The organism is Streptosporangium pseudovulgare (genome assembly GCF_014648055.1).
Classification (GTDB): domain Bacteria; phylum Actinomycetota; class Actinomycetes; order Streptosporangiales; family Streptosporangiaceae; genus Streptosporangium; species Streptosporangium pseudovulgare.
The window spans coordinates 134,757-148,556 of sequence record NZ_BMQJ01000013.1; the positions used below are offsets into that span (position 1 = coordinate 134,757).

The window sequence follows — 13,800 nt, forward strand, 5'->3', positions numbered from 1 at the left end:
CGTCATTCGTGGTGGTCGGCCTTGAGACGGGCGGCGAGGGCGGCGGCCTGGGTGCGGCGCTGCATGTTGAGCTTGGCCAGCAGGTTGGAGACGTAGTTCTTGACGGTCTTCTCGGCGAGGTAGAGGCGTTCGCCGATCTGGCGGTTGGTCATTCCCTCGCCGATGAGTTCGAGGATGTGGCGCTCCTGGTCGGACAGGGCGGCGAGGGGGTCCTTGCGGGCGGCCTGGTCGCGCAGGCGGGCGAGCATGGAGGCGGTGGTCTGGGGATCCAGGAGGGACTGGCCGGCGGCGACGGTGCGGACGGCGCCGACGAGGTCGGAGCCGTGGATCTGCTTGAGGACGTATCCGGCCGCGCCGGCCATGACGGCGGTGAAGAGGGCTTCGTCGTCGGCGAAGGAGGTGAGCATCAGGCAGGCCAGGTCGGGCATCTTGGAGCGGACCTCGCGGCAGACGTCGATGCCGCTGCCGTCGGGCAGGCGGACGTCGAGGACGGCGACGTCGGGTTTGAGGGCGGGGATGCGGGCGATGGCGGATTCGGCGGTTCCGGCTTCGCCGATCACATCGATGTCGCCTTCGGACTCGAGCAGGGCGGCGACGCCCCGGCGTACGACTTCGTGGTCGTCTACAAGGAACACGCGAATCATAGGTGCACGGTAGCGGCCGGGCGGCGGCGGTGGTAGGGACGAAGGTCCCGGGTTGGGCGTGACCGGGGCGAGGGTTGGTCTGGGAGGTCTAAGGTCCCGGGCGGGGGCGTCAAAAGACCCTGGCAGGTGGAGTGTGGCGCACCGAACGCTGGAAATGTGCCGAATGCTGGGGATTGTGGATGTCGGCCGCGGGAGGTGGCCCGATGCGCTGCGTTACTCGGTGGGCGAGGTGCCGCCTGAACCTGCACCGGTTCGACGGCAATCCGCTGCGCAGGGGTTCGGACCGGCTGGAGACGGTGGCGCTGCTGGTGGCCGTCGTGTTGTTCGTGGCGTGCCTGTGGCCGGCGATGGCGCTGGGGCGGCAGGTGTACGCCGGGGGGATGCGGGCGGAGCTGAGCGGGCCGGGTCACCGGGTGCCGGTGACCGCGCAGGTGGTGGACGCGCCGAAGGCGCCGGAGACGGGTCCGCAGTGGCGGGTGCGGACGGTGCGCTGGAGCACGGCCGAGGGGGCGGTGCGCACGGCGAAGGTGACGCTGCCGCCGGATGTGGGGGCCGGGACGCACACCCGGGTGTGGCTGGACACGTCGGGCAGGCCGACGTCGGCGCCGCAGAGCCATGTCAAGACGGTCCTGGACACCGTGTTCGCGGTGGTGACCCTGGTCGGATGGGCGGCGGCGCTGCTGCTGCTGGGTGTCGCGGGGCTGCGGGGGCTGCTGAACCGGCACCGGGCGGCCGAGTGGGAGCGGGCGTGGGCGCTGGCCGACCAGCGCTGGCGCCGCAGGCGGCAGGCGTGAGGCGCCGGGCCGGCCGTGGTTCTTCCCGGCCGCCGGGCCGGGAACTGCGAGGAGGGGGATCGCCCCCCTTTTTTCAGGGGAAGCGAACGGAAAGGACGTGTGATGAAGGCACAGGTGGGGGACCGGCTCATCGTCGAGGGGGCCCATACGGGTGAGGGACGGCGGATCGGTGTGATCGTGGAGTTGCGTCATCCCGGCGGGGAGCCGCCGTACGTGGTGCGCTGGGAGGGCGCCGAGCACGAGAGCCTGGTGTTCCCCGGCCCGGACGCGCATGTGGAGGCCGGGCGGGGACGCGAGGCCGCACTGCCGGCGTCGTGACCGGCCCACCGGCCGGCGCCGCCCCCTCACCCGCGGGAAAAGGGGCGGCGCCGGCCGGTGGGGGCACCGGAGGCGACGAAGGTCCCGGCGGGTGCGGGGCGAAGGCCTCTGGACTGCGGGCGCGGTGGCGGTTCACGCTTGAGGGGTGAATCCGACGCTGCGTCTGGGACGCGTGGCGGGGGTCCCGGTGGGGGCCCACTGGTCCGCGCTGCTGATCGTCGCGTTGATCGCGGTGATCCTGGGTACGGCGGTGCTGCCCGTCTCGGCGCCGGGGCTGGCGCCGCAGCTGTACTGGGTGGCCGCCGCGGTGACGTCACCGGTGTTCTTCGCCTCGCTGCTGGCGCACGAGCTGGCGCACGCCCTGGTGGCCCGGAGGGCGGGGGTGAGCGTGAAGTCGATCACGCTGTGGCTGCTGGGCGGGGTGACGGAGTTCGACGGTGAGGTGGGCTCGCCGCGGGCGGAGCTGCGCATCAGCCTGGCGGGGCCGGTGACGAGCGCGCTGGTCGCGGTGGCGGCGCTGGCGGTGGCGGCGGCGGCGCGGGGGGTGCCGCTGGTGTGGTCGGCGCTGGTGTGGCTGGCCACGGTCAACGGGGTGCTGGCGGTGTTCAACATGCTGCCGGGTGCGCCGCTGGACGGCGGCAGGGTGCTGCACGCGGTGCTGTGGTGGCGCTGCGGGGACCGGGGACGGGCCGACCGGGTGGCGGCGCGGGCCGGGCAGTCGCTGGGCATGGCACTGATCGCCGCGGGAGTGGTGCAGACGCTGGTGTGGTCGCCGGTCGGCGGGTTGTGGACGGCGCTGATCGGCTGGTTTCTGTCCGGCAGCGCCCGCAGCGAGGGGCTGGCCCGCTCGGCCCAGTCGGGGCTTGAGGGCTTGAGCGTGCGGGAGGTGATGACCTCCGGGGTGGACCAGGCGCCGGCGTGGCTGGAGGTGGGCGCCTTCGCCGGGACGGTGGCGCTGCGGTCGGCGCAGAGCGTCTTCCCGGTGGTGGACTTCTCCGGCGCGCCGGTCGGCACGGTGTCGCTGGCGGCGTTGTGCGCGGTGCCGGCGGAGCGGCGCGGCGAGGTGCGCGTCTCACAGATCATGCGGCCGCTGCCGGCCGGGCGGGTGCTGCAAGCGCAGGATCCGGCGGTGGGCGTGCTGTCGGCCGGTGGCGGGGAGGTGGCCGCGGTGGTGTGCGAGGGCGGGCGGGTGGTCGGCATGGTCACCGCGGCGGACGTGGCCAGGATCATGCTGCAGGCGTCGCTGCGCGCCACGGCGGGCGCGCAGCGCCACGACGCCTAGGGCGCGTCTTCGAAGTCGCGCCGGGCCGGAGCGCGGCCCCCTTGGTGATCGGCAGCGGCCGTGCGACCAGATGACGCCCTGTCCGCCACATGACCCGCGGGAAGATGTGCACACACAGGGCGACCCCCGGGCGGGGCCCGGGGGTCGCGCTGAGCGGCGGAGGGTCAGCTCGCCGCGGGCCGGCAGGCGCGGTCGCCGACGAACAGGTCGTCGACGGCCCACCAACCGGACAGCTGCCCCCGGTAGTGGAGACGGACCTTGACGTCGGCCTGCCCGTTGGCGGCGGCCAGCGGGACGACGTGGACGGCCGGGCCGGGGGCGCCGGGGAAGCCCTTGGCCGACCAGACGGTCTTCCAGGTGCGGCCCCCGTCCACGCTGAGGTCCACGCCGGTCGTGGAGTTGACCGCCGGCTTCAGGTCGTGGGCGAACTCGAGGGTGGCCGTGGTCCGGCCGGTCAGGTTGTAGGAGGGGCTGGTCAGGTAGGTGTCCTGGATATGGCCCTTGCCGGAGTGCAGGGAGTCGACGATGGCGAAGCCGCCCTTGCCGCCGGTGTGGTTGCCCCGCTTGCCGGCGTCGGTGAAGACCCAGCCGGGCTGGTAGGCGTAGTTGGGGATGCGGGGATCGATGTCGGTGACGGTCCAGCCCTTGGGCTTGGCGGTGCCGTCGAACGGCTGGGTGCTGCCGTCGCGGACCACCTCGTAGCCTCGGGCGACGCAGGCCAGGGAGACGGTCAGGCCGACGTCGAGCCGCCCGCCCGTCTCGCCCATGGTGACCTGGCGGACGGCCGGGTCGTAGCCGGGTTCGGTGGAGCGGATGGTGACGGTATAGGCCAGCGACGGGAGCAGGGGCAGCCTGTAGGCGCCGGTGCCGGGGTCGGACTCGGCGCTCCAGGTGTGGCCCTTGCCGTCGTCGGCGGTGATCTCCGCGGCGAGCCCGCGGCCGAGGCCGGAGCCGTCGGCGACGGTGCCGGTCAGGTCGATCCGGGTGGTCGGCGGTAGCGCGATGTCCCGGGTGGCGGAGTCGTCTTTGCTCAGCGTGACGGCCGCGGTCGTGGTCTGGTAGCCGAACGCCTCGGCTTTGACGTGGTACTCGCCCGCGATGAGCGCGTAGTCGTAGGCGCCTTCGGCACCGAGGGTGGAGGTGCGGGTCAGCGGGCCGGTGACGGTGACGGTGGCGCCCTGGACCGGCTTGCCGGTGGCGGCGTCGGTGACGGTGCCCGCCAGCGTGGCGGTGCCGTTCGTGCCGGCGTCGACCAGAGCCAGGGCGTCCAGGCGGCCCTCACCGTAGACGGCGTTGTCGGCCGCCGTGCCGCCGCAGGTGGTGTCGTCGGTGTCGATGGCCGACAGGTCCAGCAGCAGGCGGGTGCCCTCGATGTCGCGGGCGTACTCGGGGCGGGCCGACCACAGCAGCGCGACCGCTCCGGCGACGTGCGGCGCCGCCATCGAGGTGCCGTCGTAGAAGGCGTAGCCGCCGCCGGGGACCGACGAGCGGACGCTCACGCCGGGGGCGGAGATGTTCGGCTTGATCTCGCCGTCCTGGCCGGGGCCGCGGCTGGAGAAGCTCGCGATCTTGTTGTCGACGTCGTACGCGCCGACCGCGTAGTTGATGATGCGGCCTCCGGGCGTTCCGGAGGTCTGGCAGCCGGGGCCGTCGTTGCCGTTGGACCAGACGCCCATGATGCCGGAGGCCGCCCAGGCGAGCTGGATGTCCTCCATGAACGGCTGGGTGGTCAGCGGCGCACCCCAGGAGTTGTTGACGATGTGCGGTCGCTTGGACACATCCGGGTGGGCGCCGGACAGGTCGGTGGGTGCGAGCATCCACTGCGAGGCCGCGACGAGGGCCCGCTCCGAGCAGGTGTCGCTGGAGCAGCCCTTGCCGGCCATCCAGCGCACGCCCGGGGCGACGCCGATCCGGTTGCCCTGGCCGTCGTCGCCCGCCATGGTGCCCATGGTGTGGGTGCCGTGGGAGTTCAGGTCGCACGGCGCGTCGCTCCCGCACTCGCCGAGCGGGTCGAACCAGTTGTAGTCGTGGGTGAAGGTGCCGTCGCCGTTGTTGCCCCGGTAGTTCCTGACCAGCGCGGGGTGGTCGTACTGCACGCCGGAGTCGATGTTGGCGATGACGATGTCCTCGCCGCGGCGGCCGGTCCGCTCCCACACGTCATCGGCGTTGATGTTGGACACGCCCCAGGGGAGCCCCGTCGCGGCGGCGGCCCCGGAGGGCTCGCTCCGGACCGGCTCGGGGATGGTGTACGTCGCGGGCGCGCGGATCTCCTCGACGCCGGGCAGCTTCGCGATCTTCTTGGCGAGCGCCTCGGAGGCGTTCTCCACGTAGACGGCGTTGGTGACCCAGAACGCGTCGGACTTCACGCCCTCGGCCTTCAGCAGCCTGCGCAGCGGCTCCTGGGCGCGGTCGGCGTTGGCGTGCAGCCGGTCGACGACGTCCTGACCGCGGGCGGTACGGCTCTTGGCCTTCGCCGCGGGCGCGAGGTCGGCCTTGCCCGACATGCGCACCCAGAAGTCCGTGGTGGCGTGCTCGGCGAAGCTCGCCAGCACGGCCGGGGCGATCACCGGCTCGTCCCCGGCGGCCCGCGCCGGGGTGGCGCCGGTCAGGGCGGAGCCCAGCATGCTCAGGGCGCACGCCAGCGCGGGCGCCGTACGGGGGAATCTCACGTCACTTGCTCCCGCAGCTCAGGTGGGCGATCAGGCGGCGGGACAGCACCTGCGGGTAGCCGATCTCGGAGGGTTCCGTCCGGTAGGAGGAACCCGCCAGCCACACGTCGTCGGGGCCGCTGCCGTCCACGTCGAAGAAGAAGAATCCGTACGCCTCCGGCTGCTCGCCCTGAGGCTTGGCCTCCTGCCAGGCGGCGCCGTCCCAATGTTGCAGGTGGAACACGCCCTTGCTGCTGTCGTTGGTGATGGCCCACAGCCTGCCGGGAGCGGGCGCGTACAGGTTGCGGATTTCGCTGCCGTAGGGGCCCATCGGCGGCGGGGTCATCGTGGTCCAGCTCTGTCCGTCCCAGCGGAGCAGGAGCGGCTTCGGGTTGCTCTGGCTGCCGGAGATGCCCGCCGCCCAGACGTCGTCGGGGCCGGACGCGGCGACCGCGTACAGCATCCCTTCCGGGCCGGTGTCCGGCAGCGCGGCGTCGGTCCAGGCCGTGCCGTCGTAGTGCAGGACCAGCGGCTGGTACTTGCCGGTCTGCTCGTTTCTGCGGTACCCGGCGGACCAGACGTCGGTGGCCGACACCGCCTTCACCGACCGCAGGCTCGCCCAGGCGTTGCGGGCGGCGGGGTGGTCGGCCGCCGTCCACTCCGTGCCGTCCCAGCGCTGGATGAGCGCGCCGCCCTCCGTCCCCTCGGTGCGGCCCACCGCCCACGCCTGGGCGGGGTCCACCGTGGCGACGTCCGACAGCCACGACGGGCCGGTCTCGGGGTTGTGCGACACCCCGGCGGGGGTGAGCGTCCAGCGCCCGCCGTCGAGGCGGGCCAGCACACCGGTGCCGTCCGGCTGGTAGGGGCCGTGCAGGTTGACGAGTGTCCAGCCGCCGGTGGCGTCGAACGAGCCGCTGCCCACCTGGAAGCGGTTCGCGGTCCGCGCGGGCACGGGGATCTGCGGGCCGTTCTCGACCAGGGAGCGGCCGTTCCAGCGCAGCGACCGGACGCCCCCGCCGAGTTGCTCGGAGAAGCGCACGTCGCCGCGGGCGACCACGTCGACGTCGACGACGCCCTCGCTCGCGGGAGCGTCGAGCATCTTCCAGGTGGGCGCGCAGCCCGCCGGCGCGCCGGCGCCGGCCGGGGTGGTGGTGATCGCGGTGAGGGCCGTGCCGAGCAGGGCGGTCAGGCCGGCCGCGACGGTGGCGCGCCGCAACCGCCGGCGCGGGGATCGTGGTGTTCGCATCAGGGGTCTCCTAGAAGGCGCCGGTGCCGTTGGGGGTGCCCATGCCGCTGGGCCCGTCGTAACCGCGCACCGCGGTGCAGATGCCGCCGCCGCAGGTGCCGTTGCTTCCCGCGGTGATGTCGTTCAGGTACCGGGAGGCGGCGTAGAGCCGCTTGCCGGCCGGGGTGGCCGAGTCCGTGCCGGCCAGGCCGTACACGCCGGCGATGAACGCCGCCGCGACGGGGGTGCCCGCGGCGGTGCCCCACCCGCCCAGGCGGGAGCTGTAGACCTGGATCGGGGTGTCGGCGGAGGCCACCGCCGAGACGTCGGCCACGGTGCGCCGGGTCCCGCAGGCTCCGCGCGGCTGCCAGGCCGGGCGGAGCTCGTACATCGAGCAGCCGGAGGCGGTGTCGCGCCAGACGGACTCGTTCCACCCGCGAGCGGTGGCCGGGTCCCGGTGGAGCTGGGTGCCGCCGACGGCGATCACCGACGGGTAGGCCGCCGGGACGGTCTGGCGTCCGCCGCTGTTGAAGCCCATGCCCGAGGGGGCGACGACGGCGGTGCGGGCGTGGTCGAAGTGGGCGGCCTGCGCGCCCTGGCCCTCGTGCTCGGCCACGCCCCACATGGGCACGACCGCGGTGGCGCCCTGGGCGGCGGCCTGGTCCACGGCCGCCGCCATGCTGGCCAGGGACTCGTCGTCGGCCTGCACCAGCAGGAGCTTGCAGTTGGGGCAGGCGGCCGCGGCGAGTTCCAACCCGATGGTGCCGTGCAGCGACCAGGCGGGGCTCGGGGCCGGCGGGGTGTCGCCGCCGCGCTGGTTGACCTTCCTGAAGCAGGGGAAGTCGGCGTCGCACGGGGGCATGCCGTTGACCTTGCGGTACTCGGCCAGTTCGTCCTCGGCCGCGACGTTGTCGTACGGGGACACGATGGCCACGGTCTGGCCGCCGCCCAGCCAGTCCGCGGGCAGCCGGTAGGCCTCCTGCAGGTCCTTGGCGGTCAGCGGCCCGCCGCCGGTGGTGGCGGCGCCGTTCGGCAGCGGGCGGTCGCCGCCGCCGGCGGCGGCGCGCAGCAGGCACGTCGCCTGCCCGGTGTCCTGGGGGCAGGCGGCGTTCGCGGCCGGCGGCGCGGCGGCGGCCGAGGCGGCCGGGGCGAGCGAGGTCAGCGGGGTCAGCGTGGTGAGCAGCATCGCCACCACGCCGCCGAGCGTCGTCATCCGATGGATGCGCATGTCATGTCTCCCGGTCAGCCGGCGAGCCGGTAGGCGCGGATGTTGGTCTGGGTGACGGTGCCGCCGCCGGCGGCCTGCGCCGTGACCCGCAGCGACACCCAGCGGACCGGCTCGGAGTAGTCCGGGTGTGTGATCGGCGCGGTGAACGTGCCGCCGGGCCCGGCGGTGGCGGCCTTCGGCTCCGACCAGGTCTTGCCGTCGTCGTAGGACACCTCGACCGTGGCCGTCACGCGGGTGGGCGGGGCCTGGTGCTCCTGGTGCGAGACCCGGAAGCCGACGTCGAACGCCTGCCCGGCCTCGGCCCGGGAGTCGAAGTCGAGCGCCAGATTCCAGTGCACGAACAACAGCGGCAGGAAGGAGCAGCCCCGCGTGGGGTCGGCGCACTGGACGGTGTCGGGCAGCGCGGCGGCCGTGTCGCCGGGGCCGGCGCGGAACGTCCACTCGGTCCGGCTCTGCGACTGGGCGTTCGCCTGGCTGGCGAAGTTCCACACCAGGCGGTAGTCCGCCGGGCGGGGCAGCAGCGGCAGCGTCACCGGTGCGGGCAGGTAGGGCGAGTAGCCGCCGGTGCCCAGGTCGAAGGCGGGCTTGCCGTCCCGGTAGAACGTCAGCCGCGACGCGGCGTACTGCTCCTCCGCCGAGTGCAGCGGCTCGGAGTCGGCGAATCCCGTCAGGTAGACCGTGCCGAGGGAGCCCTGCCGGCAGGCCAGGCAGACCTGCAGCAGCGGTTCGTCCACCTCCATGTCCGGGGTTCCGCCCATCCCGGGGCGGGCCTCCTGCACGTAGGTGGCGCCCGCCGACGGCGTCCTGGGGCCGAGGTTCCACACCTCGCGGACCTCCTGGCCCGGACGCAGCTTGCGGCGCACGCCGTAAAGGCGCTCCTGGGTGTCGGTGCCCATGGCGTGCTGCCAGTAGACCTGGTCGGGCTTGGTGCTGTAGACGTAGTCGACGCGCTCTCCGGTGGCCGGCAGGTTGCCGTGGCCGGCGTCGGACCACCCCCACGGCAGGAACACGTACGACAGCCGGTTGAGCGGGCCCGGCGAGGCGTGGTCGGATGCGGTGTTGTACAGCGTCGACCGCATCGCGGCCAGCTCCGACTTCTTGACGGTCTGCGTCATCGTGGCCGGGACGACGTCGCCGTAGGGGAAGACCAGTTTGTAGGTCGCGCCCATCTGCGGGCCGGAGTCGGCGTTCTCGGCCAGCATGGTGAAGCCCGCGAAGTTGAAGCGTCCCCGCTTGACCGGCTTGGTCGGGGTGACGTACAGGTCGGGGCTGCCGGTGACCGGGTCGGAGATGGTCTGCCACAGGAAGCCCGCCACCATCCCGGACGGGCTGACGCCTGTCCGGTCGCCCGCGACGCTGGTGCGCAGGAACGCCAGCGAGTCGGACCGGATCAGCGGCGCCTGCGGCGGCGTGGCCAGAACCGGCCGGTACGGCACCGCGTCCCGGGCGTCCAGCACCACGCTGGTGTCGGAGGTGACCCGCACCTCGGGCTTGATCACCAGCGCGGTCTTCGCCGTGAGATCGGTCCCCGGGGCGGTGAGCACGGTGGCCATGATGCTGTAGGTGCCTTCGGGCACCATGAACGACTTCTTGGCCTCGCCGGGGAAGGCGAAGCCGAAGGTGGCCAGGGCCCCGTCGTCGACGTTCTGCACCGCGCCGATCATCGTGCCGGGAGTGCCGTCGCGGTCGATCGAGTCGACGGTCAGCATGTGGTAGCGCAGGCCCCCGGCGGCGGCCTTGGTGGCGGGCGCGTCGGCGGCCAGCGGCGAGGGCGGAGGTTCGGGCGCGCCCTCGGGGACGGCGAGCTCGATCCGCTCGACGTCGGGCAGCGTGCCGACGGCGGCGCCCTTCGCGTCGCGCCAGGTCTCGGCCAGCAGCCTGCCCAGCGCGGCGGCGTCCTTCTTGGTGACCGTCGCGGTGGCCGCGCCGCCGGCGGCGGCGGTGACGCTGGTGGCGGGCAGGGCCTCGGCCCGGGCGCGGCCGGCCCGCACGGTGACGGGGAGGGTCGCGCTGCGTTCGTCGTCCAGCTTGGCCCGCACGAGGTAACCGATGTTGAACAGGCGCATGTCGATGGTCTTGCCGAGGTACGGCACCGCCTCGGACGGCACGACGTAGGTGTCGCCGCCGAGGGTGAACTGCGAGAACGTGCCGCCGGCCGGGGAGCCGCCGGGGAGCCGGCTGACCTGCTGGCCGCCGTGCTCGTCGACGTCGACCCGGAAGCGGTCGCCGGTCAGCAGCGTCACCGTGGAGGTGCTCGCCTTACCGGGCCGGGTCGTGGGGCCTGTGGGGTTCACAGGGTCCGTGGGGTTCACGGGGTTCGTGGTGATCGCGGAGGGATCGCGCGGCGGGGCGGCCGCGGCGGGCCCGGCGAGGCCGGTCCCTGCCAGCGCCAGCGCCAGGCCGGTCGTGGCCAGGCGCGGGAGGCGCGCGAAGCCCAACCTGTGCATTGTCATCTCTGTTCCGCTTTCTGCCCGCACCGGTACGGCAGGCGGACGACGTGGTGGTTCACAGCGGCTCGTGCGCGCCGTCGGGCGGGGGCTCGTCGGGGAGGTGCTGCCGCTCCCCGGCGGTGTCCGGCTCGGTATCGGGTGTCGTGTCCGGCACCGTGCCCGACGCTGTGTCCGGCTCGGTGTCCGGCTGATCGTTGCCCATGAAGATCAGGATCGAGCGGGCCCACCTACGTCGCGATTCGGCAAATCACCCAATTAATACGGAAGAGGCGTTCTATGTCGGTGCCTGGTCCAGCAGTCCCTCGGCGGCGGCCGCGGTGACCAGTGCGGTGCGCGTGGTGACCGACAGCTTGCGCATGGCGGCGCTGAGGTGGCGTTCCACCGTGCGCGGCGACAGCGTCAGGATCTCGGCGATGCGCTTGTTGGTCCACCCGCGCGCCACCAGGGCGACGATCTCCACCTCGCGCGGGGAGAGGCGGTCGCCGTAGCCCCTGCGCCCGCCGCGCCACGGGCGGGCCACCTCGACTCCCTGCTCGCGCAGCAGGTGGGCCACCCGGTCCGCGTCCCAGCGCGCGCCCAGCTCCGTCAGCAGCCGCTGGCTCTGCTCCAGCACGGTCAAGCCCCGCTCGCGCTCTCCCGCCTGGAGCAGGCGGCGCCCCTGGCGTTCGGTGGCGAGCAGCCGGTCATAGGGGCGCGGCAGCGCCGCCCACGCCGCCGCGGCCCGGCCGAACAGGCCGGCCGCCGCTCGCGGGTCGGAGGTGACCATGGCACGGCAGGTCAGGACGGCCGCGGCGGCGGCGGGGGCGTTACGGCCGGACATCCCGGCGGCGAAGGCCGCCACCAGGCCGCCACGCTCCTCCGCCCGCCCGGCGGCCAGCAGGGCGTCCAGATGGACCGGCAGGACCTCCGTGGCCCACAGCCACACGTCCTTCCCGGCGATCATGTCCAGGACCGGCTCGGTGATCTCCAGCGCGGCCTCCGGCTCGCCGCGCGAGAGCAGGATCCGCGCCAGCGCGACGTCGGGGAAGATGAACGGATCGACGTGCCCGCGAGGGAGGCTGGCGGCCAGGACCTCGCGCAGCCGACGCTCGGCCCGCTGCGGGGCGCCGCGCGCCAGGTCCAGCAAGCCCTGGATCATGCGCGCCTCCAGGCGGGTCGCCTCGTCGGCCGCCTCCGAGCCGGCCAGTTCGGCGGCCACGTCGTCCAGGCCCTCCCACCGCCCGTCGTGCCAGGCCAGGTGCGCCCGCGCCAGCCTCAGGACGCTCTCGATCCGGCGATACCCCACTCGCTCCACCAGTGCCGCCGCCGAGTCCAGGTAGGCGCGGGCGTCGTCGTGCCTGCCCCACAGCGTGCAGAACTGGCCCGCCATCAGGCGCCCGCGGGCGATCTCCTGGCGTTCCAGCCGGCCCGCCCCGTCGGCGGGGAGGCTGCGCGCCACCCGCCAGCCGTCCTCCTCGCCGAGGCCGAGCAGTGCGGCGGCCTGGTTACTGAGGAAGGCGGCCCGCTCGACCGGCCCGCTGACCAGTGGGAAGAGCTCCTCCGCCCGGCCGGCCCAGGCCAGGTGCCGCGTGCGGGGCCAGGCGCGGATCATCGGGTTGGCCAGCAACAGCATGGCCTGGACGGCGAGCTCGGGCCGGTCCTCCAGGTCCGGCATGGCGGCCTCCAGGCCCACCATCGCGGCCTCGAACTCGCCCAGGTGGAAGCGGAGCCGGCCCAGCCGCAACCCGATCTCTCCCCTGGCCTGGGCCGGCAGGCCGGGGTGGGCGAGGGTCTCCTCCAGCGCGGCGCGGACCCGCTCCCCCAGCCCCAGCAGGGGCTCGGCGGTCACGGAGACGGCCATGCCGAGCCGCCGCGCCAGGCGGACCCGGCGCTCCACCGGATGGTCGGCGGTGGTCAGCAGGTCCAGCATCATGGCGACCGTGGTGTGGCCGTCGCCCGCCTCCAGGGCGAGCTCGGCCGCCGCCTCGGCGTAGCGGCACCACTCCTCGACGTCGCCGGACTCGCGGAAGTGGCGGCACAGCCGTACCACGGGCGGATGCTCGCCCTCGCGCAGGGCCAGGGCCGCGCGGTGGTGCAGCCTGCGGCGGGAGGGGATCGGGGTGGCCTCGGCGACCGCGCGCGAGGCCAGCACGTGGCGGAAGGCGAACGTGCCGCGCCCGGCCTCGCGCAGCAGGCCCGAGGCGAGCGCGCCGGTCAGGCCGTCGCGGGCGGCGGGTTCGCCGAGGCCGGCGACCGCCGCGATGAGCGCCTCGTCGGCGGGCGCCTCCAGCACCGCGGCGGCCTCCAGCACGGCGCGGGTGCCCGGGTCGAGGCGGGCGACGCGTTCCAGGACGGAGTCGCGCATCGTGGGCGGGACGCGCAGTTCCTCGGTGATGCGGCGGCGCCAGCCGCTCTCGGACCGGAAGATGTCACGCCGGGCGCGCAGCAGGCGCACGGTCTCCTCCAGCGCGAGCGGGATGCCGCCGGTGTGCTCGTGCAGGAAGGCCGCGAAGCGGTCGGACACGTCGGCGGTGGCGAACATCGACTCCACCAGGGCGCGGGTCTGCGGCACGTCCAGCGGCTCCAGCGAGATGCGCTCCCAGGCCATGTTCCTGGGCGGCCGCGAGGTCAGGCGCAGCAGCGGCGAGCCCTCGCCGACGTCCAGCGGCCGGTAGGTGACCACGATGGAGCGCTTGGCGTCCCGGGAGGCGGCCAGGGTGAGCAGCCAGTCGAGCGTGGCCGCGTCCGCCCAGTGCGCGTCCTCGACCACCAGTACGTCCACGCCGAGCGCGTCGATCAGCTCGCTGAGCGCGCGAAAGAGCCGGTGTCGGGTCTCCTGCGGGTCGGGCAGCGCCTCCAATGCCGGCGGCAGCCACGGCGCCCACTCCGGGAACAGCGGGCGCAGCGCGCCGGCCAGTGGGCTCAGTGCCAGCCCACCCAGGCGGTCGTGGAAGACGCGCAGCCCGTCGACGACCGCGCCGAGCGGGAAGGGTTCCTCCAGGGGAGGGCAGGCGGCCATGAGCACCACGCGCCCGCGTAGGGCGGGGGCGGCCAGGCACTCGTCCAGCAGGCGGGATTTGCCGATGCCCGCCTCGCCTTCGACGAGCACGAGGGCGGGCCGCGACAGCGCGGCGACCATCGTGGCCATGGCGTCGTCGCGGCCGATGAGCGCCGGTGCGAGCGCGTCCGGTTGTGCCACTTGCGGCACATCAGTCTCGTTCATTCGTTAAGG

At 74.1% G+C, this 13,800-nt stretch carries 10 protein-coding genes; 3 read left to right on the forward strand and 7 right to left on the reverse strand.

Annotated features, from left to right (window positions below):
* Positions 1-2: 2 nt before the first annotated feature.
* Positions 3-644 (reverse strand): response regulator transcription factor, encoded by a 642-nt coding sequence (locus IEZ10_RS24740; RefSeq protein WP_179828590.1) that lies wholly within the window; start codon positions 642-644, stop codon positions 3-5.
* 203 nt (positions 645-847) lie between these two features.
* On the opposite strand from IEZ10_RS24740, the gene IEZ10_RS24745 reads away from it, so the two are divergent.
* From IEZ10_RS24745 to IEZ10_RS24755, 3 genes are all read left to right on the forward strand, one after another.
* The gene (locus IEZ10_RS24745; protein ID WP_189248907.1) at positions 848-1,438 is read left to right on the forward strand and encodes an Rv1733c family protein; all 591 of its coding nucleotides are present in this window, start codon (positions 848-850) and stop codon (positions 1,436-1,438) included.
* A gap of 102 nt (positions 1,439-1,540) precedes the next feature.
* Positions 1,541-1,756 carry a DUF1918 domain-containing protein gene (locus IEZ10_RS24750; RefSeq protein WP_189248908.1) on the forward strand — a complete coding sequence of 72 codons (216 nt, stop codon included), beginning with the start codon at positions 1,541-1,543 and terminating at the stop codon, positions 1,754-1,756.
* Between the two features lie 145 nt (positions 1,757-1,901).
* Positions 1,902-3,038: a site-2 protease family protein gene (locus IEZ10_RS24755; protein ID WP_189248909.1), complete on the forward strand. Its 1,137-nt coding sequence runs from the start codon at positions 1,902-1,904 to the stop codon at positions 3,036-3,038.
* 164 nt (positions 3,039-3,202) lie between these two features.
* Here the strand turns inward: IEZ10_RS24755 and IEZ10_RS24760 are convergent, their stop codons facing one another.
* The 6 genes from IEZ10_RS24760 to IEZ10_RS24785 form a co-directional block, all read right to left on the reverse strand.
* A complete protein-coding gene (locus tag IEZ10_RS24760; RefSeq protein WP_189248910.1) occupies positions 3,203-5,707 on the reverse strand; it encodes a S8 family serine peptidase in 2,505 nt (834 codons plus the stop codon).
* A gap of 1 nt (position 5,708) precedes the next feature.
* Positions 5,709-6,932 carry a beta propeller repeat protein gene (locus tag IEZ10_RS24765; RefSeq protein ID WP_189248911.1) on the reverse strand — a complete coding sequence of 408 codons (1,224 nt, stop codon included), beginning with the start codon at positions 6,930-6,932 and terminating at the stop codon, positions 5,709-5,711.
* Positions 6,933-6,942: 10 nt separating this feature from the next.
* Positions 6,943-8,139 carry a S8/S53 family peptidase gene (locus IEZ10_RS24770; RefSeq protein ID WP_189248912.1) on the reverse strand — a complete coding sequence of 399 codons (1,197 nt, stop codon included), beginning with the start codon at positions 8,137-8,139 and terminating at the stop codon, positions 6,943-6,945.
* 14 nt (positions 8,140-8,153) lie between these two features.
* Positions 8,154-10,592, reverse strand: coding sequence for a hypothetical protein (locus tag IEZ10_RS24775; RefSeq protein WP_189248913.1), 2,439 nt, complete (start codon positions 10,590-10,592; stop codon positions 8,154-8,156).
* A gap of 52 nt (positions 10,593-10,644) precedes the next feature.
* On the reverse strand, positions 10,645-10,791 hold the full coding sequence (locus IEZ10_RS24780; RefSeq protein WP_189248914.1) for a hypothetical protein: 147 nt from the start codon (positions 10,789-10,791) through the stop codon (positions 10,645-10,647).
* 72 nt (positions 10,792-10,863) lie between these two features.
* A complete protein-coding gene (locus IEZ10_RS24785; RefSeq protein WP_229811609.1) occupies positions 10,864-13,791 on the reverse strand; it encodes an AAA family ATPase in 2,928 nt (975 codons plus the stop codon).
* Positions 13,792-13,800: the final 9 nt, after the last annotated feature.